Below are 25,610 nucleotides of genomic sequence, written 5' to 3' on the forward strand. Positions count from 1 at the left end.
GCAAAGATGCAGCCTTTTACTTCAAGCTGCCGGAGAGGAACTGCTTGAGCCGCTCCGATTGCGGGTTGGCCAGCACTTCACGCGGGCAACCGGTTTCTTCGACCAGGCCTTTGTGCAGGAACACCAGCTGGTTCGACACTTCACGGGCAAAGCCCATCTCGTGGGTCACCACCACCATGGTGCGGCCTTCCTGGGCCAGGGCCTGCATCACCTTGAGCACATCGCCCACCAGCTCGGGGTCGAGCGCCGAGGTCGGCTCGTCGAACAGCATGACCTCTGGCTCCATGGCCAGGGCCCGGGCAATCGCCACACGCTGCTGCTCACCACCGGACATATGGCCGGGGAAGGCGTCCTTGCGGTGTGCCACACCCACCTTGGCCAGGTAGTGCTCGGCCTTCTCCAGGGCTTCCTTCTTGCTCACCCCGAGCACGTGCACCGGGGCTTCGATGATGTTCTCCAGCGCGGTCATGTGCGACCACAGGTTGAAATGCTGAAACACCATCGACAGGCGCGAGCGCATGCGCTGCAGCTGACGTGGGTCGGAGGCCTTGAGCGCGCCGTCCTTGCCGGGCACCAGCTTGAGCTCCTCATTGTTGAGCAGGATCTTGCCCGCATGGGGCTGCTCGAGCAGGTTGATGCAGCGCAGGAAGGTCGACTTGCCCGAACCGCTGGAGCCGATGATGCTGATCACGTCGCCTGCCTTGGCCGCCAGGGACACGCCCTTGAGCACTTCATGGCTGCCATAGCGCTTGTGCAGGTCTTGGACTTCGAGTTTGTACATGCTGTCGGTTCTCACAGAGCGTTCAGTGCTTGCGCGGCGCCAGGTAGCCGAGCCAGCGGCGTTCGGCCATCTTGAACAGGCGCACGAGGATGAAGGTCAGGCACAGGTAGAACACGCCCGCCGTGATGTAGGCCTCGAAAGGCAGGTAGTACTGGGCATTGACCGTGCGTGCCGCACCGGTGATGTCGATCAGGGTGACGATCGACGCCAGGCTGGTGGTCTGCAGCATCATGATCACTTCGTTGCTGTACTGCGGCAGCGCGCGGCGCAGGGCCGACGGCAGCAGGATGCGGCGGTACATCTTCATGCGCGACATGCCCATGGCCTTGGCCGCCTCGATCTCGCCATGGGGCGTGGCCTTGAGGCTGCCGGCGATGATTTCCGCGGTGTAGGCGCTGGTGTTGATGGCGAAGGCCAGGCAGGCGCAGAAGGTCGCGCTGGAAAGCCACGGCCAGAAGATGCTCTCGCGCACCGCCTCGAACTGGGCCAGGCCGTAGTAGATCAGGAACAGCTGCACCAGCATCGGCGTGCCACGGATGACGTAGGTGTACAACCAGGCGCTCATGTTCACCAGCGGCTGCTTGGACACCCGCATCAAGCCCAGCGGAATGGCCGCCAGCAGGCCGAACAGCAGCGACAGCGCCAGCAGCTTGAGGGTGGTCAGCAGGCCGCCGAGGTACAGCGGCATGGCTTCCCAGACCACGTTGTAGTCGAAAATCATAGTTCAGCCACCTTGACGCCTACCGAGTAGCGGCGCTCCAGATACTTCAGCGCCAGCAGCGAAATACTGGTGATCACCAGGTACAGCGCGGCCACGGCCAGGAAGAAGGTGAAAGGTTCGCGGGTGGCGTCGGCCGCCTGCTTGGCCTTGAACATCATGTCCTGCAGGCCGACCACCGAAATCAGCGCCGTGGCCTTGGTCAGCACCAGCCAGTTGTTGGTGAAGCCCGGGATGGCCAGGCGGATCATCTGCGGCACCTGGATGCGGAAGAACACCTGGCGCGCGCTCATGCCATAGGCCACGCCGGCTTCGGCCTGGCCCTTGGGGATACCGAGGAACGCACCACGGAAGGTTTCCGACAGGTACGCACCGAAAATGAAGCCCAGCGTGCCGATACCGGCGATCAGCGGGTTCAGGTCGATGTAGTCGTCATAGCCGAGCAGCGGCGCCACCCGGTTGATGATGTCCTGGCCGCCGTAGAAGATCAGCAGGATCAGGACCAGGTCGGGGATGCCACGGATCACCGTGGAATACAGATCCCCCAGCCAGGCCAGCCAGCGCACCGGCGACAAACGCAGCGCCACGCCGATCAGGCCGAGGACGATGGCCAGGGCCATCGACGACAGGGCGAGCTGCAGCGTCAGCCACGCCCCGTCGAGGATGACTGCCCCATAGCCTTTCAACATGATTGGGATTCCTCAGGGCTTGGGAATGAAAAATGGTGCAAACCTCAGAGCCTCTGCTGTTTGCACCATTGCACAGGTGAAACCCGACGTCTTAGTTCGAGTCTGGACCGTAGATGTCGAAGTTGAAGTACTTCTTCTCGATTTCTTTGTACTTGCCGTTGGCGCGGATGGCGTCGATGGCCTTGTTGATGCGCTCGCGGTTGGCGTCGTCGCCCTTGCGCACGGCGATGCCGACGCCGTCACCGAAGTACTTCACGTCGGTGAACGACGGGCCAACGAAGGCAAAGCCTTTGCCGGCGTCGGTTTTCAGGAAGCCGTCTTCGAGCAGGGTGGCGTCGGCCACGGTGCCGTCCAGGCGGCCAGCGGCAACGTCGAGGTAGATCTCGTTCTGGGTGCCGTACGGGACGACGGTCGCGCCCTTCGGAGCCAGCACTTCCTTGGCGAAGCGGTCGTGGATCGAACCGCGCTGCACGCCGATCTTCTTGCCCTTGAGCTCGTCAAGGCCTTCGCTGACGGTGGTGCCTTCCTTCATCACCAGGCGCGCCGGGGTCAGGTAGTAGCGCTTGGTGAAGTCGACCGACTTCTTGCGGTCTTCGGTGATCGACATGGACGACAGGATGGCGTCGATCTTGCGCACTTTCAGTGCCGGAATCAGGCCGTCGAACTCTTGCTCGACCCAGGTGCACTTGGCCTTCATCTCTTCACACAGGGCGTTGCCGATGTCGTAGTCGAAACCGGCGATGCTGCCGTCCGGCTGCTTGAAGGCGAACGGTGGGTAAGCGGCTTCGATGCCGATCTTCAACGGTTTTTCATCGGCCTGCGATACCAGGGAAAACACGGAAAGCGCCAGGGCGCCAAGCAGTGCGAGCTTCTTCATCAGGTAACTCCATCGGTACGGGGCAATACGAGGCAGGGGGTAACAGCTGCCCGATATGCGAATGGGTACAACGCGAGCCGCGCAGGTTTCGACCAAGGTCGCAGACCACGAGCGAGTGAGTGGCATTTTAACGACAGCCCGGTAGTCGATATTTCTTCAAAGCGACAACTACTTACAGAAGCGCTTGAAATCGCGGCGGGCGATGTTGACAGCTTTTGCAAATCATGCAATAGCTCGAGAGAAATAACCTGTAAGCCAAGCAATTACCGGGCCTATTATTGGCAAACCCTTGCAATACGGCAAGTGCAGCGTTCCACCTGATTGAAAATGGCCACGAACGCGCACCAAAACGGATCGGACTTGTTTCCCTGCGCCCCGATCCTGTGCGAAATCGGTGACAGAAGAGTTACCGATGATTGTCGAGTAACAGCATAAGGCCTCACATTCCTTTTGGCCCATTCGCGGGCAAGCCCGCTCCCACAGGTATAGCGCGATCATGAAGACTGCGCCGTACCTGTGGGAGCGGGCTTGCCCGCGAATGGGCTGCAAGGCAGCCCTGGTGCTATCAGGCGGTAGCCAGGCTCATCGCCTTGTGGGTGTCGATCAGGTGCTGCACCACGCCTGGGTCGGCCAGGGTCGAGATGTCACCCAGGGCATCGTATTCGGCCGTGGCGATCTTGCGCAGGATACGCCGCATGATCTTGCCCGAGCGGGTTTTCGGCAGCCCGGGCGCCCACTGGATCACGTCCGGCGACGCGATCGGGCCGATCTCCTTGCGCACCCAGTTCTTCAGCTCCAGGCGCAGTTGCTCGCTCGGCTCGATGCCGGCATTGAGGGTGACATACACATAGATGCCCTGGCCCTTGATGTCGTGCGGCACGCCGACCACCGCGGCCTCGGCGACCTTGGCGTGGGCAACCATGGCGCTCTCGATCTCGGCGGTACCCATGCGGTGGCCGGACACGTTGAGCACGTCGTCCACGCGGCCGGTGATCCAGTAGTAGCCATCCTCGTCGCGACGCGCGCCGTCACCGGTGAAGTACATGCCACGGAAGGTCTTGAAGTAGGTGTCGACGAAGCGGTCGTGGTCGCCGTACAGCGAACGCGACTGGCCCGGCCAGGAGTCGAGGATCACCAGGTTGCCTTCGGCAGCGCCCTCGATCAGGTTGCCCAGGTTGTCCACCAGCGCCGGCACCACGCCGAAGAACGGCCGGGTCGCCGAGCCTGGCTTCAGTGCAGTGGCGCCCGGCAGCGGGCTGATCAGCACGCCACCGGTCTCGGTCTGCCACCAGGTGTCGACGATCGGGCAACGCTCCTTGCCCACGGTCTTGTAGTACCAGTTCCAGGCCTCGGGGTTGATCGGCTCGCCGACCGAGCCCAGCAGGCGCAGGCTGGAGCCGTCGGCGCCGGCAACGGCAGCCTGCCCTTCGGCCATCATGGCGCGGATGGCGGTCGGGGCGGTGTAGAGGATGTTGACCTTGTGCTTGTCGACGATCTTCGACACGCGGGTGATGTCCGGGTAGTTCGGCACACCCTCGAACAGCAGCGTGGTGGCGCCGTTGGCCAGCGGGCCGTAGACGATGTAGCTGTGGCCGGTGACCCAGCCGACGTCGGCGGTGCACCAGTAGACTTCGCCCGGGCGGTAGTCGAACACGCGCTCATGGGTCAGCGCGGCATACACCAGGTAACCCCCGGTGGTGTGCAGCACGCCCTTCGGCTTGCCGGTGGAGCCGGAGGTATAAAGGATGAACAGCGGCTCTTCGGCGCCCATTTCCTTCGGCGCGCAGTGGCTGGAGGCGACTTTCATCAGGTCTTCGAACCAGATGTCGCGGTGCTGGTGCCAGGCGATTTCGCCACCGGTGCGCTTGCACACGATGATCTTCTGCACGCTGTTGGTTTCAGGGTTGGTCAGCGCCAGGTCGACGTTGGCCTTGAGCGGCGTGCGACGGCCACCACGCAGACCTTCGTCAGCGGTGATCACCACCTTGGACTTGCAGTCGATGATGCGCCCGGCCAGGGCCTCCGGCGAGAAACCGCCGAACACCACCGAGTGGATGGCACCAATACGGGCGCACGCCAGCATGGCCACCACGGCCTCGGGGATCATCGGCATGTAGATGGTCACCACATCGCCACGGTGCACGTCCTGGCCACGCAGGGCGTTGGCGAACTTGCAGACCTGCTCGTGCAGCTCGCGGTAGGTGATGTTGCGGTGCTCGGAAGGGTCGTCGCCCTCCCAGATGATTGCCAGCTGGTCGCCGCGTTCTTCGAGGTGGCGGTCCAGGCAGTTGGAGGATACGTTCAGAGTGCCATCGGCAAACCACTTGATATCGACATGGTGGTCGTCGAACGAGGTCTGCTTGACCTTGGTGAAGGGCTTGATCCAGTCCAGACGCTGGGCCTGCTCGCGCCAGAAGCCGTCCGGGTTGATCACCGATTGCTGGTACATGGCCTTGTAGGTGGCCTCGTCGGTCAGGGTAGTGGCCGCAACCTCGGGACGAACGGGATACAGTGGAGCCGCACTCATCTGTGTTACCTCGGTGTAATAGTTGTTTTTGTATGGAATCGTTTGTAACTGTACCAGAGCGGGAAAAACCATACGACGATGGTAGTAGCGCGCCTTGCAAATCTTCATGTGAACGGCGCGGAAGGCTCTAGCCCGCAGCCGCCGGCCCGGCAAGGGAAAAATGCGATCAACCCTGACGGGGGATTGTTACAGATTCTGGAAAAAGGCAAAAAAACTTTATCAAAACGCCATCTGTTTCCCTTAGTTGCCCAGGCATAAGATTCACCTCGCCAGCAACGGCAAGGCGATTAACTACTGGAAACAGCCCCCACGAAGGCAATCAGTTAATCCCTCTCTCATTCCGATAGTTGAACTTTGGCAGTACTCGCGGCGCCACAAGCGCCGCGTGCCCCCTCACGACCTTAGACAGGTAAAATGAAAATGAAAGCTTTACTGGTATTGGTACTTGGCGGTCTTTGCGGCGCGGCGATGGCCGGCGAAGCAAACAATGTCGAGCAGATTCCGGTTGAACAGTACAGTTACTCGCAGCACCTGGACATTGCCCGCGTCATCTCCATGAGCGAAGTGCCCAACGTCTGCGAAGTCGTGCCCGCCCGCATGACCTACGAGGACTCCAAGGGCCAGAAGCACATTCTCGAATACCGCGTGATGGGGAACGGCTGCTCGAACGGCTAAGCCTTGAGATGAGGGCCCCTGCGGGGCCCTTCGCGGGCTCGCCCGCTCCCACAGGTATTGCACAAGCTGAACAGACACTTGATGATTCGATTTAATCTGCGGACTTGCCCAATGAGTAATCCCTTAACTTATTGGCAATCGTAGTATGCGAAACTCCCAACCTTTTCCCTAAAGCCCGACTACTTGGAAACTCGCCCATCAGACTTTCCAACACGGCCTTTTCAAATCGTCCGACAATCTGCGAAAGATCCCCGTCCAGCGAAAACTCACCCAACGGTTGCCGCACGCCATAGTCCGGCAGGCGAATATGTTCGCTTTTCACCACCCCGCCTTCGCATAACGAAACCGCCTGGAACAACACGTTCTCCAACTGCCGCACATTACCCGGCCAGTGATACTGGCTGAGCTTGTCCATGGCCGCCGGTGCCAGGCGTGGCATGGCGCAGCCAATCTGCCGGCTGGCCTGATCAAGGAAGTGCTGCACCAGGCCCTCCAGCCCGTCCATGCATTCGCGCAGCGGCGGAATGTGCAGCGACAGCACGTTGAGCCGGTGATACAGGTCCTGGCGGAACTCGCCTCGGGCGCACAGCTCCGACAGGTCGACCTGGGTGGCGCAGATCACCCGCACATCCAGGTACACCTCTTCATCGCTACCGACACGGCGGAAGCAACCGTCCTGCAAGAAGCGCAGCAGCTTCACCTGCAGACGCGGGCTCATCTCCCCTACCCCGTCCAGGAACAACGTACCGCCAGCGGTCAATTCCAGCAGCCCCAGCTTGCCCTCGGCACGCGCACCCTCGAATGCCCCCGGGCCATAACCGAACAACTCGGTTTCGGCCATCGACTCCGGCAGGCCGGCACAGTTGAGGGCCATCAACGGCGCCTGGCCGCGCGGGCTGGCCAGGTGGCAGGCGCGGGCCAGCAACTCCTTGCCGGTGCCGGTCTCACCTTCGATCAGCAAGGGCGCATCCAGCGGCGCCATGCGCCGCGCTTCACGTACCACCGCCGCCATCACCCGCGAACTCTGGAAGATGCTGTCGAAACCGCGCAGCTCCTGCTTGCGCACGTTGTAGATGCGCTCACCGATGCGGTCGGCGCGGTGCAGGGTCAGCACGGCACCGGCCAGGGCCTCGCTGTCATCGTGCTCGGACTGCAGCGGCGCGATATCGGCCAGGAACACGTCCCCCTTGACCTTGATGCGCAGGCCATTGATGCGCGACTTGTTGGCGCGCACCAGCTCGGGCAGGTCGAAATCCTCGACATAGCGCGCCAGCGGCATGCCCGGCACCTCGTCGACGCGCACACCGAGCAACTGCGCCGCGGTGCGGTTGGCGGCGACGATGCTGCCGCCCATGTCGATCGACAGTACCGGGAAATCCAGCGCGCCAAGCAGCGCGTTGAGCTCCATATGGCGGCGCTCGCTGGGCATCAGGCCGACGCGCTTGACCCCGAATACGCCGGCAATCGATTCGAACTTGGGCCGCAATGCCTGGAACTGCAGGTTGATCAGGTTCGGGCAGTGCAGGTAGATGGCGTTGCCATGGTCCCCTCCCACCTCGCCACGCAGGACGTTGATGCCGTATTCCACCAGCAGGTTGAGGATGTCGCGAAGGATGCCGATGCGGTTCTGGCAATGCACTTTGATACGCATGGATGTTCTCTAAGCGGCGAAGTTTTTCAACCTCACCCGGAAAAGTCGTAAAGATAAGCTGACAAAAACCCGGTAAACGACAGCTTGATCAGCCGGATTTTCCGGCATGCCGGCCATTTTGTAAAATTATCGTTACGCAAGACGGATCAAAGGGCACCTGCGCCCAGGGCCTGCCCCCGTGCAAATCATCCGGTGAAGGGATATTCCTAAGTCATGTCGTGGACATAACAAGAAAAGCCCTCACCAGGAGAGCCACATGAAACAGACGCAATACGTGGCACGCGAGCCCGATGCGCACGGTTTTATCGATTACCCGCAGCAAGAGCATGCGGTATGGAACACCCTGATCACCCGCCAGCTGAAAGTCATCGAAGGCCGCGCGTGCCAGGAATACCTGGACGGCATCGACCAGCTCAAGCTGCCCCATGACCGCATTCCGCAGCTGGGCGAGATCAACAAGGTGCTGGGCGCCACCACTGGCTGGCAGGTTGCCCGGGTACCGGCGCTGATCCCCTTCCAGACCTTCTTCGAGCTGCTGGCCAGCAAGCGCTTCCCGGTCGCCACCTTCATCCGCACCCCGGAAGAGCTGGACTACCTGCAGGAACCGGACATCTTCCACGAGATCTTCGGCCACTGCCCGCTGCTGACCAACCCGTTCTTCGCCGAATTCACCCACACCTACGGCAAGCTCGGCCTGGCCGCAACCAAGGAACAACGCGTGTACCTGGCGCGCCTGTACTGGATGACCATCGAATTCGGCCTGATGGAGACCGCCCAGGGCCGCAAGATCTATGGCGGCGGCATCCTCTCCTCGCCGAAAGAGACCGTCTACAGTCTGTCAGGTGAACCTGAGCATCAGCTTTTCGACCCGATCGAGTGCATGCGCACGCCGTACCGTATCGACATCCTGCAGCCGCTGTACTTCGTGCTGCCGAACATGAAGCGCCTGTTCGACCTGGCCCACGAAGACATCATGGCCATGGTCCAGCAAGCCATGCAGCTGGGGCTGCACGCACCGAAATTTCCACCCAAGGTCGCAGCCTGAGCACCTTGCCGATAACAACTCGAAGCGGAAAACACACCATGAATGCCTTGAACCAAGCCCATTGCGAAGCCTGCCGCGCTGACGCACCCAAGGTCACCGACGAGGAACTGGCGGTACTGATCCGCGAGATCCCGGACTGGAACATCGAAGTCCGCGACGGCCACATGGAACTGGAGCGTGTGTTCCTGTTCAAGAACTTCAAGCAGGCCCTGGCCTTCACCAACGCCGTGGGCGAGATCGCCGAAGCCGAAGGCCACCACCCTGGCCTGCTGACCGAATGGGGCAAGGTCACCGTGACCTGGTGGAGCCATTCCATCAAGGGCCTGCACCGCAATGACTTCATCATGTGCGCGCGCACCGACAAGGTCGCCGAGACGGCTGAAGGCCGTAAGTAAGCACCACCAACAGGGCCTCAGGGCCCTGTTTTTTTGCCCGCTTTCTGTGCGAAATCTGTCCGGTATCCGCCCGCAAAACCGACAAGCGACCGGGAAAAGTTACAAACTGTCATCCAGACTTGTGTATCCTGCCCCAGCTTTACGAAGCTTCGAACGCGCCTGGCGCAGACTTTTCACTCACACTTGCGAGGAACGACGAGATGCATGAAATCCCGAATCTTCCCTTCCCAAGCCTGAACCCAGAAGAGCCAACCGTTACCGTCCACGCCGAACCGACGCCTGCCGTCGATCAGGATGGTGACGATCAATCCAGCGCTGACCAGGAATAAACCGCGCATCCCTGCGACTGTGTGAAAACGGCTGACCTGCGGGCAACCCCCGTCATCACGTTTTCACACCGTCACGAACCTCTGCCACGAAGACCCTCATGCCTGACTCACCGCGCCCTCTTGCGGTCACCCTGCAAGTCGTTTCCATCGTCCTTTTCACCTTCATCGGCTACCTGAACATCGGCATCCCCCTCGCCGTGTTGCCTGGCTACGTGCATAACGACCTCGGCTTCAGCGCCGTGATCGCTGGCCTGGTGATCAGCGTGCAGTACCTCGCCACCCTGCTCAGCCGCCCTACCGCCAGCCGTATCATCGACAACCTCGGCAGCAAGAAGGCAGTCATGTACGGCCTGGCCGGCTGCGGCCTGAGCGGCGTGTTCATGCTGGCCTGCGCCTTCCTCACCGACCTGCCCTGGGCCAGCCTGGGCTGCTTGCTGGTCGGCCGCCTGGTGCTCGGTAGCGCGGAAAGCCTGGTGGGTTCTGGCTCGATCGGCTGGGGCATCGGCCGAGTCGGTGCCGAGCACACGGCCAAGGTCATTTCCTGGAACGGCATCGCCAGCTATGGCGCGCTGGCCATCGGTGCGCCATTGGGCGTGTTGATGGTCAAGGGCCTGGGACTGTGGAGCATGGGCGTGAGCATCATCCTGCTGTGCGCGCTGGGCCTGCTGCTGGCCTGGCCGAAACGCGCAGCGCCTGTGGTCAGCGGCAAGCGCCTGCCGTTCATGCAGGTGCTGGGCAAGGTGTTCCCGCATGGCTCGGGGCTGGCCCTGGGCTCGATCGGCTTTGGCACCATCGCCACCTTCATCACCCTGTACTACGCCAGCCGCGGCTGGGCCAATGCAGCACTGACCCTGAGCCTGTTCGGCGCCAGCTTCATCTGCGCGCGGCTGCTGTTCGGCAACCTGATCAACCGGATTGGTGGGTTCAGGGTGGCAATCGTTTGCCTGTCGGTGGAAACCCTGGGGCTGCTCATGCTGTGGCTGGCGCCGAATGCCGAGATGGCGTTGGCGGGAGCGGCGCTGAGTGGTTTCGGCTTCTCGCTGGTGTTCCCGGCGCTGGGCGTGGAAGCGGTGAACCAGGTGTCGGCAGCCAACCGCGGGGCGGCGGTGGGGGCGTATTCGCTGTTCATCGACTTGTCGCTGGGGATTACCGGGCCGCTGGTGGGTGCGGTGGCATCGGGGTTCGGGTTTGCTTCGATGTTTCTGTTTGCGGCGGCGGCGGCGTGTTGTGGGCTGGTGTTGAGCCTGTATCTGTACAAGCAGGCCCGCAGCCTGCGCAAAAGTCCTGAATAACGGGTCGCCTGCACCGGCCTCTTCGCGGGCAAGCCCGCTCCCACAGGTTGAGCACTGACCTCAGGCCCAGTGGTCCCCCTGTGGGAGCGGGCTTGCCCGCGAATGGGCTGCGAAGCAGCCCACAGGGCCTTGCGGGTCAGCGCTTGGCGTACTGCAACACAACTTCCAGAGGGTGGCGCATCTGCCGCTCGGTCATGCGCTTGACCTGGCTGCGGCACGAGTAGCCGGTCGCCAGTGCCTCACCTTGCTTGTCCAGCTTGGTCGCCCACGACTGCTCGAAGATGGTCCGCGAAGTCTCCTGGTTGCGCGCCTCGTGCCCGTAGGTACCGGACATGCCGCAGCAGCCGGTCGCCTCGGTCACCAGTTTCAGCCCCAGGCGGGCAAACACCTGCTCCCACTGCCTGGTGCTGGCTGGCACGTTGGTCTTCTCGGTGCAGTGCGCCATCAGGCGGAAGTTGCCCGGCGCAGCAGGCGCCTGCTCCGGCAGCACATCCATCAGCCACTCCTGTGGCAGCAGGACGTTCGGGCATGCATCCAGGCCCGGCACCTTCTGGTACTCCTGGCGATAGACCAGGGTCATCGCCGGGTCCAGGCCCACCAGCGGCACGCCGCAGTCAGCCAGGGCCTTGAGCTGGGTCGCATTGCGGATCGCCGCCTTGGCGAAGGCACCGAGGAAGCCCTGCACGTGCAGCGGCTTGCCGTTGGCGCTATACGGCGCCAGGAACACCCGGTGGCCGAGGCGATGGGCCAGTTCGATGAACGCAGCCAGCAGCGGCGTTTCGAAATAGCGGGTGAAGGCATCCTGCACCAGTACGATGCTGCGCTCGCGCTGGGCTGGAGTCAGCTCGCGCAGGGCCGGTACGCTGGCCACGCCGACGCGGCAACGGGTCAGGGTCGACTGGAAGTTGAAGCGGCTGATCAGCGGGCTGTCGACCATGCCGACCTTGTCCGCCAGCAGCTTGCTGACCCACTTAGAGCCCATCACCGCGTTGTACAGGCCAGGTGCATGGGCCAGGTACGGGATGGTGAATTCCAGCGAGCCGATCAGGTAGTCACGCAGCGGGCGTTGGTAGCGGCCGTGGTACAGCTCGAGGAAGCGCGAGCGGAAGTCCGGCACGTTGACCTTGATCGGGCACTGCCCTGCGCACGACTTGCATGCCAGGCAGCCGGCCATCGCGTCGTACACCTCGTGGGAGAAGTCTTCCTGGCCCTGGTTGCGTGCACGGTTGTTGCGCAGCCGCGCCGGCAGGCCCTTGAGCCACGACACCTTGTTGCGCGCCGCCGCCAGCACATCGATGTTGGCCTCGCCCTGCAGGCGCAGCCATTCGCGCATCAGCGAGGCACGGCCCTTGGGCGAATGCTGGCGCTCGCGGGTGGCCTTCCACGACGGGCACATGGCGTCGTTGGGGTCGTAGTTGTAGCAGGCGCCGTTGCCGTTGCAGTGCACGGCGCTGGGGAAGTCCTGCCACACGCGCTCGTCGATGGTGCGGTCGAGGTCGCCGCGCAGGGTCACGCCATCCACCGGGGTCAGGCCTTCGGCGCTGTCCGGTGGGGTGCAGATCTTGCCCGGGTTGAGCTGGTTGTGCGGGTCGAAGGCGCCTTTCAGGCGCTGCAGCGCCGGGTACAGCGCACCGAAGTACTCCGGCACGTATTCCGAACGCAGGCCCTTGCCGTGCTCGCCCCACAGCAGGCCGCCGTAGCGCTTGGTCAGCGCGGCGACGGCGTCGGAAATCGGCTTGACCAGCGCGGCCTGGGCCGGGTCTTTCATGTCCAGCGCCGGGCGCACGTGCAGCACGCCGGCATCGACGTGGCCGAACATGCCGTAGGCCAGGCCGTAGCCGTCGAGCAGCGCGCGGAAGTCGGCGATGTAGTCGGCCAGTTGCTCCGGTGGCACGGCCGTGTCCTCGACGAACGGCTGCGGGCGCACCTCGCCCTCGACGTTGCCAAGCAGGCCCACTGAGCGCTTGCGCATGGTGTAGACGCGGGTCACTGCCTCGGCGCCCTCGGCCAGGGTGTGGCCCAGGCGCTCGACGCTGGTGTCACTTTGCAGGTGGTCGATGAATGCCTGGACCCGGGCGTTGACCTCGGCCGGCTCGTCGCCGCAGAACTCCACCAGGTTGATGCCCAGGGTCGGGCGCTCGGGGTCGGCCGGGAAGTACTCGGCAACGCTGTGCCAGACGATGTCCTTCATCGCTAGCATCAGCACCTTGGAGTCGACCGTCTCGATCGACAGCGGCTTGAGCGCCATCAGTGCGTTGGCGTCGCGCAGGGCGTCCATGAAGCTGCTGTAACGCACGTTGACCAGCACGGCGTATTTCGGGATCGGCAGCACATTGAGCTTGGCTTCGACCACATAGCCCAGCGACCCCTCGGCGCCGCACAGCACGCTGTTGAGGTTGAAGCGGCCCTGCTCGTCGCGCAGGTGCGCCAGGTCGTAGCCGGTCAGGCAGCGGTTGAGCTTGGGGAAGGTGGTCTCGATCAGCTCGGCCTGGGTTTCCTGGATCTCCCGGGCCATGCGGTACACCTCGCCAACCCGGCCAGGTGCGGCGCAGGCCTGTTCCAGCGCGGCGTCGTCGATCGGCAGGCTGTGCAAGCGCTCGCCGCCAAGCAGCACACTGTGCAACTCGAGCACGTGGTCGCGGGTCTTGCCGTAGGTGCAGCTGCCCTGGCCGCTGGCGTCGGTGTTGATCATGCCGCCGACGGTGGCGCGGTTGGAGGTGGACAGCTCAGGGGCGAAGAACAGCCCGTGGGGCTTGAGCGCGGCGTTGAGCTGGTCCTTGACGGTACCGGCCTGGACCCGCACCCAGCGCTCCTCGACATTGATTTCGAGGATCTGGTTCATGTGCCGCGACAGGTCGACGACGATGCCGTCGGTCAACGACTGGCCATTGGTGCCGGTGCCGCCACCACGCGGGGTCAGCTTGACCGCCTTGAAGCGTGGCTCGCCCATCAGCGTGGCGACCCGCGCCACGTCGTCGGCGTCCAGCGGGAATACTGCCGCCTGGGGCAGGCGCTGGTAGATCGAGTTGTCGGTGGCCAGCACCGTACGGGTGCCGTAGTCGGCGCTGATCTGGCCACGGAAGCCGCTGTTGCGCAGGGCTTCGAGGAATTCGGGGTAGTTGGCGCTCGGCGCAAGGGTCGACAGCTGGGCGATCATCGAAGGATGGCCTCTTGATATGGGCTAATTCACGGGAATCCTGTCGTTCCGGCATGCATGGTTTGATGCAGGGATGACGTATAGGCCAATGTTCCTGTAGTTTCGCTTCAGGGGCAAACGGATAATCCTGCCGCTATCAATGACTTTTATGAATGAATTACCGCCACCTGACACCGTCCATGTCGCTGCTGCTGGCTTTCGAGGCCGCCGCCCGGCATGAAAGCTACACCCGCGCCGCTGCCGAACTGTCGCTGACCCAGAGCGCGGTCAGCCGTCAGGTACAGGCGCTGGAGCAGCAACTGGGCCTGACCCTGTTCCGCCGCGAAGGCCGCCAGGTCCAACTGACCGACGTCGGCCGGCTGTACCAGCGCGAGCTGAGCGAAGCATTGGGGCGCATCCGCAGCGCCACTCTGCAGGCGCTGGCCTACCAGTCCGGCGTCGGCACCCTGCGCCTGGCGACCCTGCCCACCTTCGGCTCGAAGTGGCTGCTGCCGCGCCTGCATGCGTTCTACAGCGCCCACCCGGGCATGCTGGTGCACATTCATTCACGCATCGAAGCGATCAATTTCGACACCAGCGAGATCGACGCCGCCATCGGCGTCGCCAGCCATGACCTGCCAGGCTTGATCTGCCACCGGCTGCATGCCGAGGAACTGGTGGTGATCCTGCCGCCCGAGGCGGGTGGCGATGGCCTGGGCTGGGGCCCTTCGCGGGTCAGTGAAGAGGTCCTGTTGAACGTGGCCAACAACCCGCATGCCTGGGGCGAGTGGTTTTCCCACCACGGCCTGCCGCACCGGGCGATGCGCCTGGGGCCTAGCTTCGAACTGACCTCACACCTGATTCAGGCAGTGCGGGCCGGGATCGGCATCGGCCTGGTACCGAGGATTCTGGTGGAGGAAGAGCTGGCCAAGGGTGAGCTGTTCAGCCCCGGGGCGCCGTTTGCCAGCCAGCGCAGTTATTACCTGATCTATCCGCCGCGCAACGAGGCCTTGCCTTCCCTCAGGGCATTTCGCAGCTGGTTGCTGGAACAGATCTGACGCCTGTTCGGGCCTGTTCGCGGGCTTGCCCGCTCCCACAGGGATATCGCCGGACCTGAGGTCAGCGCTGTACCTGTGGGAGCGGGCAAGCCCGCGAACAGGCCCGAACAGACAACAAAAAACCCGATGCCAGTCACCTGACATCGGGTTTCTTCAATCAACCAGAGGCTTACTTGGCCACAGTACCGGCAGTGCCATTGGCCAGTGGCCGGCGCTTGCCCTTGAGCAGGTAGGCGATCAGCATCGCTGCCAGCCATACCGGGATCGCATACACCGAGACCTGGATGCCCGGAATCATCAGCATGATGCCGAGGATCAGCACCACGAAGGCCAGCACCAGGTAGTTGCCGTAGGGGTACCACAGCGCCTTGAACAGTGGCTTCTGGCCAACGCGGTCAAGGTGCTGGCGGAACTTCAGGTGCGAGTAGCTGATCATCGCCCAGTTGATCACCAGGGTCGCGACCACCAGCGACATCAACAGCTCCAGCGCATTCTGCGGCATCAGGTAGTTGAGCAGCACGGCAATCAGGGTCACCGCCGCCGACACCAGGATCGAGCGCACCGGCACGCCACGCTTGTCGACCTTGGCCAGCGAAGCCGGGGCATCACCCTGCTCGGCCATGCCCAACAGCATGCGCGCATTGCAGTAGGTGCCGCTGTTGTACACCGACAGCGCTGCGGTCAGGACCACGAAGTTCAGCAGGTTGGCCGCCACGTCGCTGCCCAGCAGCGAGAACACCTGGACGAACGGGCTGCTGCCGTAGCTGCCGCCGGAGGCGTCGATGCTGGCGACCAGGTTGTCCCATGGGGTCAGCGACAACAGCACGACCAAGGCACCGACATAGAAGATCAGGATGCGGTAGATGACCTGGTTGATCGCCTTCGGGATCACGGTCTTCGGCTTGTCGGCCTCGGCGGCGGTGAAGCCGAGCATTTCCAGGCCACCGAACGAGAACATGATGAACGCCAGGGCCATCACCAGGCCGCTGACCCCATGCGGGAAGAAGCCGCCGTGGCTCCACAGGTTGCTCACCGAAGCGTCCGGGCCGCCGTTGCCGCTGGTCAGCAGGTAGGCGCCCAGGCCGATCATGCTGACGATGGCCACGACCTTGATGATGGCGAACCAGAATTCGGCCTCACCGAAGAACTTCACGTTCATCAGGTTGATGGCGTTGATCAGCACGAAGAACGCTGCCGCCGTGACCCAGGTCGGGATCTCCGGCCACCAGTAGTGCACGTACTTGCCCACCGCCGACAGTTCCGACATGCCCACCAGAATGTACAGCACCCAGCAGTTCCAGCCCGACAGGAAGCCGGCGAAGCCGCCCCAGTAGGTGTGTGCAAAGTGGCTGAACGAGCCGGCCACCGGCTCTTCGACGATCATCTCGCCGAGCTGGCGCATGATCATGAAGGCGATGAAGCCGCAGATGGCGTAACCGAGGATCATCGACGGGCCGGCGGATTTCATCACGCCTGCCGAGCCAAGGAACAAACCGGTACCAATCGCGCCGCCGAGGGCGATCAACTGGATGTGGCGGTTCTTCAGGCCCCGCTTGAGCTCGCCTGAATGCATGTTTTGTTCACTCATGAACGAAGTCACCTGCATTGTTTTTATCTGTGACGGAATCGGACCCACCGCGCTCGTGGCGCAGCGGAATGGGCAAGGTGGTTACCTTGGGTTTCCTGCCAACGGATACCGCCAAGGCGGATCAGCCAGGTGTGGGCAGGAGTGCGCGGTACGCAAGAGGGTCACAGGTAAAACGCGGCGCACTGTATACCCCTGCAAACGCGCAGGCGTCAACGCGTTGCATCGTTTCCTCGGGAAAAAACGCAGCGATCCTGTGGTAGGCGCCTGAAAAGGCGAAGTGATCGGCGTACATGGCGCCTCCATTTGTTGTTTTGTCAGCCCGGCTCTGTGGACGGGCTCTTGCACACGGCAATGAGCGCTATATCACCGTGGTACGGGGGTTTGAGCAAGACAGGGCAGGATGGAGGCAGGAGCTTTGCGGCGGGTGGTGCGGCAAGTTCTGTTTACACGAACAGGGAAATTCCGAAATGTGGGCTGAAATCGAGTGGTTATGTACAACTTTCTTTACAGGGTGGTTTGAAAACTTGCCAGTCGTCCGAAAAATTCTTTTTGTTCAATATCTTGGGGCCGCTGTGCAGCCCCAAAATCTCACAGGCATAAAAAACCAGCCCGAAGGCTGGTTTCTCATTGCTGCACAAAGCAATCAACCACGCGGCTTGCCGCGACCACGGCCGGCCGGCTTGTCACCGTCAGGCTTGCCAGGGCGCTTGCGCATTTCGCTCGGGCGCTCGGCCACGGCGCTGCCACGGCTGCCCTTGCGCGGCGCTTCGTCGCGCGACTGTCGCGCCGGGCGTTCACCCGAGGTATCTCGCGGCTGGCGTGCCGGGCGCTCAGCGGCAGCAGTGCCGCCTTCATGGGCCGGGCGCAGGCTGCGCACGCGCTCATTGCGCCCCATTGGCCGGCTCGACTTGCGCTGCAGGCGCTCCATCTTGTCCTTGGCCTTGAGGTTCATGGCCGGCAGCGCCACCGGCTGCAGGCCCACTTCAGCGGCAAGAATGTCGATTTCGCCTTGGGTCATTTCACGCCAGCGGCCCATCGGCAGGTCGGAGTTGAGGAACACCGGGCCGAAGCGCACGCGCTTCAGGCGGCTGACCACCATGCCCTGGGACTCCCACAGGCGGCGTACTTCACGGTTGCGACCTTCCATCACCACGCAGTGGTACCAGTGGTTGAAACCTTCGCCACCTGGCGCCTTCTGGATGTCGGTGAACTTGGCCGGGCCGTCTTCGAGCATCACGCCCGCCTTCAGGCGGTCGATCATCTCGTCATCGACCTCACCCCGTACACGCACGGCGTATTCGCGGTCCATCTCGTAGGACGGGTGCATCAGGCGGTTGGCCAGCTCACCGTCGGTGGTGAACAGCAGCAGGCCGGTGGTGTTGATGTCCAGGCGGCCGATGTTGATCCAGCGGCCCTCTTTCGGGCGCGGCAGGCGGTCGAACACGGTCGGGCGGCCTTCCGGGTCGTCACGGGTGCAGATCTCGCCATCGGGCTTGTTGTACATGATCACCCGGCGCGTGGCCTCGGCGGCCTCTTCGCGCTTGATCAGCTTGCCGTCGACGGTGATGGCGTCGTGCAGGTCGACGCGCAGGCCGAGGGTGGCCTCGACGCCGTTGACCTTGATGCGGCCCTGGCTGATCCAGGCTTCGACGTCACGGCGCGAACCGACGCCGATGCGCGCCAGCACTTTCTGCAGCTTTTCGCCGGCTGGCGGGGTGATTTCGGTATTTTGCAGGTCTTGCTCACTCATCTGGGCACCTCCCGGTGTAGGAATGAAAACAGGGCTCTGGCGACGAACGCGCCAAAAGGCCGCGCATCATACGCGGTTCGCTGGGGGAACGCACTGGAGGGTAGAGGGTTTTGTGAGCTTGTGAAGGGAATTCTGCCTAATGGTGCTGTGCAGGCAGTACCGGCCTCTTCGCGGGCAAGCCCGCTCCCACAGGTACTGCAGCGCACTCAAAAATGTGGCCTTTCTGTGGGAAAGCTTCAGGACGCAGGCTTGCCCTCTTCCTCCACCGAGGCCTCGGGCTGTTCTTCACGCAGGTCATCGAAGTCGGTCTTCAGCCCTTCCTCCATGGCATCGAGCTCCACCAGCAGGCTGCGGAAGCTGGTCTCTTCCTTCGGCTCACCCGCTGCTTCCTCTTCGCCCAGGCTGGCATCGGCCAAGGCCTGTATGTGCGCCGGCACCGGCGCTTCGTCCGGGTCGAGCAGCGGCTCCGGCTCCATCTCGCGCAGCTCGGCCAGCGCTGGCAGCTCGTCCAGGCTCTTGAGGTTGAAGTGATCGAGAAACGCCTTGGTGGTAGCGAACATCGCCGGGCGCCCGGGCACCTCGCGGTGGCCGACCACGCGAATCCACTCGCGCTCCATCAGCGTCTTGATGATGTTGCTGTTGACCGCCACACCCCGTACATCCTCGATCTCGCCGCGGGTGATGGGTTGGCGGTAGGCGATCAACGCCATGGTTTCGAGCAGCGCCCGGGAATACCGCTGTGGGCGCTCCTCCCACAGCCGGCCGACCCAGGGCGCGAAGTCTTCGCGGATCTGCAGGCGGTAACCGGTGGCCACCTCCTTGAGCTCGAAAGCCCGCCCGGCGCAAGACTTGCCGAGCACTTCCAGGGCCTTCTTGAACACCTTCGGTTCGGGGCGCTCGGCTTCTTCGAACAGCTCGTAGAGGCGTTCGAGGGACTGCGGCTTGCCCGAAGCGAGCAGGAAGGCTTCGATCAGCGACGCCAGGTCGCGGGGTTCATTCAGGTTCATCAGGTTCTTCGACAGACTCGGGGCGCAGCCGCACATGGATCGGCGCGAAAGGCTCATTCTGCACCAGTTCGACCAGCGATTCCTTCACCAGCTCGAGGATCGCCATGAACGTCACCACCACGCCAAGCTTGCCTTCCTCGGGCGTGAACAGCTCGACAAACGGCACGAAAGCGCCGCCCTTGAGGCGCTCCAGCACGTCGCTCATGCGCTCGCGGGTGGACAGCGTCTCGCGGGTGATCTGGTGGCTTTCAAACAGGTCGTTGCGGCGCATGACCTCGGCCATGGACACCAGCAGCTCTTCCAGGCTGACCTGCGGCAGCAGCTTGCGCACCTTGGCCTGCGGCGCTTCCAGGCGCGGCACGACGATCTCGCGGCCTACCCGCGGCAGCTCATCGATGCCCTCGGCGGCGGCCTTGAAGCGTTCATACTCCTGCAGGCGGCGGATCAGCTCGGCGCGTGGGTCGCCCTCCTCTTCCTCGACCTCGGCCGAGCGCGGCAGCAGCATGCGCGACTTGATCTCGGCGAGCATGGCTGCCATCACCAGGTACTCGGCAGCCAGCTCCAGGCGCACGCTCTTCATCAGCTCGACGTACCCCATGTACTGGCGGGTGATCTCCGCCACGGGGATGTCGAGGATGTCGATGTTCTGCTTGCGGATCAGGTACAGCAGCAGGTCCAGCGGGCCCTCGAAGGCTTCGAGGATGACTTCCAAAGCGTCCGGCGGGATGTACAGGTCCAGCGGCATTTCGGTCAGCGCTTCGCCGTAGACAAGCGCCAATTGCAACTGCTGGGGCGGCGTCTCAGCTTCTTCGGCCGGCGCCTCGGGTGCTTCCACCTGGCTCACGCGTTGACCATGAACGGCGTGGGGTCGCCGCAGCCTTCGCGGATCAGTTCAGGCTCGTCGCCGGACAGGTCGATGATGGTCGAGGCCTTGAGGTCGCCGAAGCCGCCGTCGATCACCAGGTCGACATGGTGCTCCAGGCGCTCGCGGATCTCGTAGGGGTCGGTCATCGGTTCGGTGTCGCCCGGCAGGATCAGGCTGACGCTCATCAACGGCTCGCCCAACTCGGCCAGCAGCGCCAGGGTGATGGCGTGGTCCGGCACGCGCAGGCCGATGGTACGGCGCTTTTCATGCAGCAGCAGGCGCGGCACTTCGCGGGTACCGTTGAGGATGAAGGTGTACGGCCCCGGCACATGGGCCTTGAGCAGGCGGAAAATGCCGGTGTCGACCTTGGCGTACAGCCCCAGCTGCGACATGTCGCAACACATCAGGGTGAAGTTGTGGGTCTTGTCCAGGCCGCGCAGGCGGCGCACCCGTTCGATCGCCGCCTTGTCGCCGATCTGGCAACCCAGGGCATAGGCCGAGTCGGTCGGGTAGACCACCACGCCCCCCTTGCGGATGATCTCCACCGCCTGGCGGATCAGGCGCGGCTGCGGGTTCTCCGGATGAATCTGGAAAAATTGGCTCACGAAGTCATCCTGTTCATAGCGCCATAGGCTGTTCATGGCTGAATCGACGCCACAGAGGTGGCAAGTCCTCGGGCAATGGCCGGTAGGCACCGATCTCGCCCCAGGTGCCGGGGCCGTGGAAATCGCTGCCAGCGCTTGCCAGCAGGCCGAACTCACGGGTAAGGATGGACATCGTGCCCACCTGCTCGGCCGGCATCATCCCGTTGACCACTTCAAGCGCCTGCCCGCCAGCCTGAATATAGTCGGCAATCAGCCGCCTGCGCTTGCTGCGGGTCAGATCGTAGTGCATCGGGTGCGCAAGGCTCACCCAAGCGTTGGACTGGCGCAGGGTCGCGACAGTTTCCTCGAGCGTTGGCCAGTGTTGCTTGACGTCGCCCAGCTTGCCGGCCCCCAGCCACTTGCGGAAGGCCTCGCCGCGGTCCTTGGCATGGCCAGCGCGCACCATGAATTCGGCAAAATGCGGCCGCGCCGGGGCGTTGCCGCTGTCGCCCAGCTCCTGCTGGACGGCCCGTGCACCCTCGAGGGCACCGGGCATGCCCTTGGCCGCCAACCGTCTGTCGATTTCTTCGGCCCGCAACCAGCGGCCACGGTGCAGGGCCTCGATGGCCTGGAGCAAGGGTGGTGCGTCGAGCGGGAAGTTGTAGCCCAGCACGTGGATGGTCGCGCCACCCCAGGTGCACGACAGCTCTACCCCGCTGACCCAGCGCATGCCGTGCGCCTGGCAGGCCTGGCGCGCCTCGGGCAGGCCTTCGAGGGTATCGTGGTCGGTCAGTGCCAGCGTTTGCACCCCGTGCTCATGGGCCCGGGCGACCAGGTCCGTGGGCGACAGGGCGCCGTCGGAGGCCGTGCTGTGACAGTGCAGATCAACATTCATGGAGGAGCGCTTTCGCTGGAATCGATGTTTGTTATTATGCCGTCACATCCCGATTCTGGCTGCCATTGTGAAACAATTCATCGATTTCATCCCGCTGCTGCTGTTCTTCATCGTCTACAAGCTCGACCCGCGCCCGATGGAAGTCGCCGGCCACAGCTTCGAATTCGGCGGCATCTACAGCGCCACGGCAATGCTGATCATCAGCTCGCTGGTGGTGTATGGCGCGCTGTTCCTGCGCCAGCGCAAGCTGGAAAAGGGCCAGTGGCTGACCCTGATCGCCTGCCTGGTGTTCGGCGGCCTGACCCTGACCTTCCACAGCGAAACCTTCCTCAAGTGGAAGGCGCCGGTGGTCAACTGGCTGTTCGCCCTGGGCTTCGCCGGCAGCCACTTCATCGGCGACCGGGTGCTGATCAAGCGCATCATGGGCCACGCGCTGACCCTGCCCGATGCCATCTGGTCGCGCCTGAACGTGGCCTGGATCGCCTTCTTCGTGTTCTGCGGCGCCGCCAACCTGTTCGTTGCCTTCACCTTCCAGAACTTCTGGGTCGACTTCAAGGTGTTCGGCAGTTTGGGCATGACCGTGATCTTCCTGGTGGCGCAGGGCGTGTACCTGTCGCGTCACCTGCACGACGACCCTTCCACCTCCAAACCCAAGGATTGACATGCTCTACGCCATCATCGCCAGCGACGTCGCGAACTCCCTGGAAAAACGCCTGGCCGCACGCCCGGCGCACATCGAGCGCCTGCAGCAGCTCAAGGCCGAAGGCCGCGTGGTGCTGGCCGGCCCGCACCCGGCCATCGACAGCAACGACCCGGGTGAAGCCGGCTTCAGCGGCAGCCTGATCGTCGCCGAGTTCGACTCCCTGGCCGCCGCCCAGGCCTGGGCCGACGCCGACCCGTACATCGCCGCGGGCGTGTACGACAAGGTCATCGTCAAGCCGTTCAAGCAAGTCCTGCCTTGACCTGATACCGCGTCGCCGATCAAGCCGGCGACGCGGCCTCCCCCGCTCAAATTGCACGTACGTCTTCAGTCTGCGGTATCTTTGCCACTGGCGGACACAGAAGACGCCGTCAATGGTTGAATTGAGTGAGTCATGAGCGAGCTGTTACTGATTGATGATGACCAGGAACTCTGCGAGCTGCTCGGCAGCTGGCTGACCCAGGAAGGGTTTGCGGTACGCGCCTGCCACGACGGCCAGAGCGCGCGCCAGGCCTTGGCCGAGCATGCCCCGGCGGCCGTGGTGCTGGATGTGATGCTGCCCGACGGCAGCGGCCTGGAGCTGCTCAAGCAACTGCGCAGCGAACATGCCGAGCTGCCGGTGCTGATGCTGTCGGCCCGTGGCGAGCCGCTGGACCGTATCCTCGGCCTGGAACTGGGCGCCGACGATTACCTGGCCAAGCCCTGCGACCCCCGTGAGCTCACCGCCCGCCTGCGCGCCGTGCTGCGCCGCAGCCACCCCACCGCCACCACCACCCAGCTGGAAATCGGTGACCTGGCGTTCAGCCCGGTGCGAGGCGTGGTCAGCATCGATGGCCGCGACATGAGCCTGACCCTGTCCGAAAGCCGCATCCTCGAGGCGCTGCTGCGCCAGCCGGGCGAGCCGCTGGACAAGCAGGAACTGGCGCAGATCGCCCTGGGGCGCAAGTTGACCCTGTATGACCGCAGCCTCGACATGCACGTCAGCAACCTGCGCAAGAAAGTCGGCCCGCATGCCGATGGCCGGCCGCGGATCGTCGCACTGCGCAGCCGTGGTTACTACTACAGCCTGTAAACCGGCATGGGGCCGGCTGTGCCCCATCTTTACCCTGCCTTTACGCTGCGCTGACTGCGCTTGACCTTGATCTCCCTAGACTGAGCTCATCCGGTAAACACCGGCCCATGAGAGGAGAGACACCATGCGCAAGACCCTTATCGCCCTGATGTTCGCCGCCGCCCTGCCAACCGTGGCCATGGCCATGCCTGAGGGCGGCCAGCGTCACGAAGGCCCGCATCATCGCGGTGACGCGCCTTTCGCCCAACTGGACCTGAGCCGCGACCAGCGCCAGCAGATCGGCAAGCTGATGGGCGAGCAGATGCAGAATCGCCGTGAGATCACCGAGCGCTACCTGAACAAGCTGCCGGCCGCCGACCAGAAGGCCATGAAAGACGAACTCAAGGCCAGCCACGACAAGACCGACAGCCAGGTCCGCGCGTTGCTCAAGCCTGACCAGCAGAAGAAGTTCGACGAACTGCAGAAGGAACGCGAAGCTCGCAAGGCCGAATGGCAAGAGTTCCAGACCTGGAAAGCTGAAAAAGCTGCCAAGGCCCAGTAAGCTGTCCTGACAATGCCCGGCCCGCCCTCAAGCGGGCCGGGCTTTTCCCGTTTACAGGAGGTGCTCTTGCGTTCTCTGTTCTGGCGCATCCTGGCCAGCTTCTGGCTGGCCATCACCCTGGTCGCGGGCCTGTCGATCCTGCTGGGCCACATGCTCAACCAGGATGCCTGGATCCTCAGCCGCCACCCGGGCCTGAAAACCATGGCCAGCCATTGGACCCAGCATTATGAGAAGGAAGGCCTGGAGTCTGCCCAGGCCTTCCTGGAGCGGCGCAAGCAGCGCTACAAGATCGATGTGCAGGTGCTCGACGACAGCGGCGATGCCGTGGTGCCCGGCACCTTCCCGCGCCGCGCAGCAGCATTCGAGGCACGCCAGCACAATGACGAGCGCCGCCTGCCGTGGCGCCGCCTGACCGAGGAATACACCAGCCCCGACAGCGGCGAGACCTACCTGCTGATCTACCGCATCCCGCACCCGGAACTGGACGCCTGGCACCGCGAGAGCCTGCTGTGGCCGCTGAGTGCCCTGGGCATCGCCTTGGTGGTGCTGACCTTGTTCAGCCTGCTGGTGACCCTGTCCATCACCCGCCCACTCAGCCGCCTGCGCGGCGCCGTGCACGACCTTGGCCAGGCCACCTACCAACAGAACAGCCTGGCGCGCCTGGCCGCCCGGCGTGACGAGTTCGGAGTACTGGCCAAGGACTTCAACAAGATGGGCGCGCGCCTGCAGAGCCTGATCGGCAGCCAGCGCCAGCTGCTGCGCGACGTGTCCCACGAGCTGCGTTCACCGCTGGCCCGCCTGCGCATTGCCCTGGCCCTGGCCGAGCGCGCCGAAACCGAACAGCGCCAGGCCCTGTGGCCGCGCCTGACCCGCGAATGCGACCGGCTGGAAGACCTGATCAGCGAAATCCTGACGTTGGCCAGGGTCGATGCCGAGCAGGCCCATGCCGAACCTGTCGACCTCAACGCGCTGCTGGGCAGCGTGCGCAAGGACGCTCAGCTCAGCGCGCCGGAGCAGGACGTGAAGCTGGAGGCCCAGCCGGGGCTGACCCTGCAAGGCTGGCCGACGCTGATCGAGCGGGCCGTGGACAACCTGGTGCGCAATGCCCTGCGCTTCAACCCGCAGGGGCAGCCAATCGAGATCAGCGCACGGCGCGAGCAGGAGAAGATCGTGCTGAGCGTGCGCGACCATGGGCCGGGGGCGGCGCCGGAGCACCTGGCGCAGTTGGGCGAACCGTTCTTCCGGGCGCCGGGGCAGGAAGCGGCTGGGCATGGGCTGGGGCTGGCGATTGCGCGCAAGGCGGCGGAGCGGCATGGCGGCAGCCTGGTGCTGGAGAATCACCCGCAGGGTGGATTCGTGGCTCGCTTGGAGTTGCCGCTGGCGGTTGTGACTGGAAGTTGAAGTGATAGTGGGGCTACCGGCCCTTTCGCGGGTA

Annotated in this window: 24 protein-coding genes; 11 read left to right on the top strand and 13 right to left on the bottom strand. The window is 63.6% G+C overall.

The genetic code is table 11. The annotated features are described in order from the left end of the window. Positions 1-16: 16 nt before the first annotated feature. The 5 genes from aotP to acs form a co-directional block, all read right to left on the bottom strand. Positions 17-781, bottom strand: coding sequence for an arginine/ornithine transport ATP-binding protein AotP (gene aotP, locus CAF78_RS01315; RefSeq protein ID WP_085675848.1), 765 nt, complete (start codon positions 779-781; stop codon positions 17-19). 22 nt (positions 782-803) lie between these two features. Beyond that, the gene (locus CAF78_RS01320; protein ID WP_085675847.1) at positions 804-1,502 is read right to left on the bottom strand and encodes an ABC transporter permease; all 699 of its coding nucleotides are present in this window, start codon (positions 1,500-1,502) and stop codon (positions 804-806) included. Then, positions 1,499-2,188, bottom strand: coding sequence for an ABC transporter permease (locus CAF78_RS01325; protein WP_085675846.1), 690 nt, complete (start codon positions 2,186-2,188; stop codon positions 1,499-1,501). Before CAF78_RS01325 ends, CAF78_RS01320 begins: the two co-directional genes overlap by 4 nt. Before the next feature lie 91 nt (positions 2,189-2,279). Then, a complete protein-coding gene (locus CAF78_RS01330; RefSeq protein WP_085675845.1) occupies positions 2,280-3,065 on the bottom strand; it encodes an ABC transporter substrate-binding protein in 786 nt (261 codons plus the stop codon). A gap of 565 nt (positions 3,066-3,630) precedes the next feature. Continuing rightward, positions 3,631-5,592, bottom strand: a complete 1,962-nt coding sequence (acs, locus tag CAF78_RS01335; protein WP_085675844.1) for an acetate--CoA ligase — start codon at positions 5,590-5,592, stop codon at positions 3,631-3,633. Between the two features lie 420 nt (positions 5,593-6,012). Here acs and CAF78_RS01340 point away from each other — a divergent pair, with 420 nt between their 5' ends. Continuing rightward, a complete protein-coding gene (locus tag CAF78_RS01340; protein ID WP_085675843.1) occupies positions 6,013-6,267 on the top strand; it encodes a DUF2790 domain-containing protein in 255 nt (84 codons plus the stop codon). Between the two features lie 91 nt (positions 6,268-6,358). On the opposite strand, the gene CAF78_RS01345 is transcribed toward CAF78_RS01340, so the two are convergent. Further along, positions 6,359-7,918 (bottom strand): sigma-54-dependent phenylalanine hydroxylase transcriptional regulator PhhR, encoded by a 1,560-nt coding sequence (locus tag CAF78_RS01345; RefSeq protein WP_027921084.1) that lies wholly within the window; start codon positions 7,916-7,918, stop codon positions 6,359-6,361. Positions 7,919-8,174: 256 nt separating this feature from the next. Between CAF78_RS01345 and phhA the strand changes: the two genes are divergently transcribed. The 4 genes from phhA (at position 8,175) to CAF78_RS01365 (ending at position 10,979) form a co-directional block, all read left to right on the top strand. Further along, complete coding sequence (gene phhA / locus CAF78_RS01355; RefSeq protein WP_085675842.1) at positions 8,175-8,963, top strand: phenylalanine 4-monooxygenase; 789 nt, start codon at positions 8,175-8,177, stop codon at positions 8,961-8,963. 38 nt (positions 8,964-9,001) lie between these two features. After that, a complete protein-coding gene (locus CAF78_RS01360; RefSeq protein WP_085675841.1) occupies positions 9,002-9,358 on the top strand; it encodes a 4a-hydroxytetrahydrobiopterin dehydratase in 357 nt (118 codons plus the stop codon). 200 nt (positions 9,359-9,558) lie between these two features. Then, on the top strand, positions 9,559-9,687 hold the full coding sequence (locus CAF78_RS28690; RefSeq protein ID WP_256208154.1) for a hypothetical protein: 129 nt from the start codon (positions 9,559-9,561) through the stop codon (positions 9,685-9,687). A gap of 98 nt (positions 9,688-9,785) precedes the next feature. Beyond that, a complete protein-coding gene (locus CAF78_RS01365; RefSeq protein WP_085675840.1) occupies positions 9,786-10,979 on the top strand; it encodes an MFS transporter in 1,194 nt (397 codons plus the stop codon). Positions 10,980-11,115: 136 nt separating this feature from the next. Here CAF78_RS01365 and CAF78_RS01370 read toward each other — a convergent pair whose 3' ends face one another. Then, positions 11,116-14,136: an FAD-binding and (Fe-S)-binding domain-containing protein gene (locus tag CAF78_RS01370; RefSeq protein WP_085675839.1), complete on the bottom strand. Its 3,021-nt coding sequence runs from the start codon at positions 14,134-14,136 to the stop codon at positions 11,116-11,118. 152 nt (positions 14,137-14,288) lie between these two features. Here CAF78_RS01370 and CAF78_RS01375 point away from each other — a divergent pair, with 152 nt between their 5' ends. Further along, complete coding sequence (locus CAF78_RS01375; protein WP_085675838.1) at positions 14,289-15,173, top strand: LysR substrate-binding domain-containing protein; 885 nt, start codon at positions 14,289-14,291, stop codon at positions 15,171-15,173. 169 nt (positions 15,174-15,342) lie between these two features. Here CAF78_RS01375 and CAF78_RS01380 read toward each other — a convergent pair whose 3' ends face one another. The 6 genes from CAF78_RS01380 to CAF78_RS01405 form a co-directional block, all read right to left on the bottom strand. Next, a complete protein-coding gene (locus tag CAF78_RS01380; protein WP_177408482.1) occupies positions 15,343-16,761 on the bottom strand; it encodes an amino acid permease in 1,419 nt (472 codons plus the stop codon). 643 nt (positions 16,762-17,404) lie between these two features. Next, complete coding sequence (rluB, locus tag CAF78_RS01385) at positions 17,405-18,511, bottom strand: 23S rRNA pseudouridine(2605) synthase RluB (protein ID WP_085675837.1); 1,107 nt, start codon at positions 18,509-18,511, stop codon at positions 17,405-17,407. 236 nt (positions 18,512-18,747) lie between these two features. Beyond that, a complete protein-coding gene (scpB, locus tag CAF78_RS01390; RefSeq protein ID WP_085675836.1) occupies positions 18,748-19,518 on the bottom strand; it encodes an SMC-Scp complex subunit ScpB in 771 nt (256 codons plus the stop codon). Further along, a complete protein-coding gene (locus CAF78_RS01395; RefSeq protein WP_177408491.1) occupies positions 19,505-20,230 on the bottom strand; it encodes a ScpA family protein in 726 nt (241 codons plus the stop codon). Before CAF78_RS01395 ends, scpB begins: the two co-directional genes overlap by 14 nt. Before the next feature lie 128 nt (positions 20,231-20,358). Continuing rightward, positions 20,359-20,988, bottom strand: a complete 630-nt coding sequence (locus CAF78_RS01400) for an L-threonylcarbamoyladenylate synthase (RefSeq protein WP_085675920.1) — start codon at positions 20,986-20,988, stop codon at positions 20,359-20,361. A 13-nt stretch (positions 20,989-21,001) separates the two neighbouring features. Then, a complete protein-coding gene (locus tag CAF78_RS01405) occupies positions 21,002-21,862 on the bottom strand; it encodes a PHP domain-containing protein (RefSeq protein WP_085675834.1) in 861 nt (286 codons plus the stop codon). Positions 21,863-21,929: 67 nt separating this feature from the next. On the opposite strand from CAF78_RS01405, the gene CAF78_RS01410 reads away from it, so the two are divergent. The 5 genes from CAF78_RS01410 to CAF78_RS01430 all read left to right on the top strand — a co-directional run bounded on the left by CAF78_RS01410 (position 21,930) and on the right by CAF78_RS01430 (position 25,576). Then, positions 21,930-22,523 (top strand): septation protein A, encoded by a 594-nt coding sequence (locus CAF78_RS01410; protein WP_085675833.1) that lies wholly within the window; start codon positions 21,930-21,932, stop codon positions 22,521-22,523. Between the two features lies 1 nt (position 22,524). Next, positions 22,525-22,824 (top strand): YciI family protein, encoded by a 300-nt coding sequence (locus tag CAF78_RS01415; protein ID WP_008091826.1) that lies wholly within the window; start codon positions 22,525-22,527, stop codon positions 22,822-22,824. 132 nt (positions 22,825-22,956) lie between these two features. Beyond that, positions 22,957-23,634, top strand: coding sequence for a response regulator transcription factor (locus CAF78_RS01420; RefSeq protein ID WP_027921069.1), 678 nt, complete (start codon positions 22,957-22,959; stop codon positions 23,632-23,634). A gap of 124 nt (positions 23,635-23,758) precedes the next feature. Next, the gene (locus CAF78_RS01425) at positions 23,759-24,175 is read left to right on the top strand and encodes a Spy/CpxP family protein refolding chaperone (protein WP_085675832.1); all 417 of its coding nucleotides are present in this window, start codon (positions 23,759-23,761) and stop codon (positions 24,173-24,175) included. Positions 24,176-24,235: 60 nt separating this feature from the next. Continuing rightward, positions 24,236-25,576, top strand: a complete 1,341-nt coding sequence (locus CAF78_RS01430; protein WP_085675831.1) for a HAMP domain-containing sensor histidine kinase — start codon at positions 24,236-24,238, stop codon at positions 25,574-25,576. Positions 25,577-25,610: the final 34 nt, after the last annotated feature.

The organism is Pseudomonas sp. R28(2017), from assembly GCF_002112505.1.
In the GTDB taxonomy this organism is placed as follows: domain Bacteria; phylum Pseudomonadota; class Gammaproteobacteria; order Pseudomonadales; family Pseudomonadaceae; genus Aquipseudomonas.

Bases quoted from the DNA above. Each gene is read 5' to 3' on its own strand.
- aotP (WP_085675848.1), bottom strand. From the start codon at position 781: ATGTACAAACTCGAAGTCCAAGACCTGCACAAGCGCTATGGCAGCCAT.
- CAF78_RS01320 (WP_085675847.1), bottom strand. From the start codon at position 1,502: ATGATTTTCGACTACAACGTGGTCTGGGAAGCCATGCCGCTGTACCTC.
- CAF78_RS01325 (WP_085675846.1), bottom strand. From the start codon at position 2,188: ATGTTGAAAGGCTATGGGGCAGTCATCCTCGACGGGGCGTGGCTGACG.
- CAF78_RS01330 (WP_085675845.1), bottom strand. From the start codon at position 3,065: ATGAAGAAGCTCGCACTGCTTGGCGCCCTGGCGCTTTCCGTGTTTTCC.
- acs (WP_085675844.1), bottom strand. From the start codon at position 5,592: ATGAGTGCGGCTCCACTGTATCCCGTTCGTCCCGAGGTTGCGGCCACT.
- CAF78_RS01340 (WP_085675843.1), top strand. From the start codon at position 6,013: ATGAAAGCTTTACTGGTATTGGTACTTGGCGGTCTTTGCGGCGCGGCG.
- CAF78_RS01345 (WP_027921084.1), bottom strand. From the start codon at position 7,918: ATGCGTATCAAAGTGCATTGCCAGAACCGCATCGGCATCCTTCGCGAC.
- phhA (WP_085675842.1), top strand. From the start codon at position 8,175: ATGAAACAGACGCAATACGTGGCACGCGAGCCCGATGCGCACGGTTTT.
- CAF78_RS01360 (WP_085675841.1), top strand. From the start codon at position 9,002: ATGAATGCCTTGAACCAAGCCCATTGCGAAGCCTGCCGCGCTGACGCA.
- CAF78_RS28690 (WP_256208154.1), top strand. From the start codon at position 9,559: ATGCATGAAATCCCGAATCTTCCCTTCCCAAGCCTGAACCCAGAAGAG.
- CAF78_RS01365 (WP_085675840.1), top strand. From the start codon at position 9,786: ATGCCTGACTCACCGCGCCCTCTTGCGGTCACCCTGCAAGTCGTTTCC.
- CAF78_RS01370 (WP_085675839.1), bottom strand. From the start codon at position 14,136: ATGATCGCCCAGCTGTCGACCCTTGCGCCGAGCGCCAACTACCCCGAA.
- CAF78_RS01375 (WP_085675838.1), top strand. From the start codon at position 14,289: ATGAATTACCGCCACCTGACACCGTCCATGTCGCTGCTGCTGGCTTTC.
- CAF78_RS01380 (WP_177408482.1), bottom strand. From the start codon at position 16,761: ATGAGTGAACAAAACATGCATTCAGGCGAGCTCAAGCGGGGCCTGAAG.
- rluB (WP_085675837.1), bottom strand. From the start codon at position 18,511: ATGAGTGAGCAAGACCTGCAAAATACCGAAATCACCCCGCCAGCCGGC.
- scpB (WP_085675836.1), bottom strand. From the start codon at position 19,518: ATGAACCTGAATGAACCCCGCGACCTGGCGTCGCTGATCGAAGCCTTC.
- CAF78_RS01405 (WP_085675834.1), bottom strand. From the start codon at position 21,862: ATGAATGTTGATCTGCACTGTCACAGCACGGCCTCCGACGGCGCCCTG.
- CAF78_RS01415 (WP_008091826.1), top strand. From the start codon at position 22,525: ATGCTCTACGCCATCATCGCCAGCGACGTCGCGAACTCCCTGGAAAAA.
- CAF78_RS01420 (WP_027921069.1), top strand. From the start codon at position 22,957: ATGAGCGAGCTGTTACTGATTGATGATGACCAGGAACTCTGCGAGCTG.
- CAF78_RS01425 (WP_085675832.1), top strand. From the start codon at position 23,759: ATGCGCAAGACCCTTATCGCCCTGATGTTCGCCGCCGCCCTGCCAACC.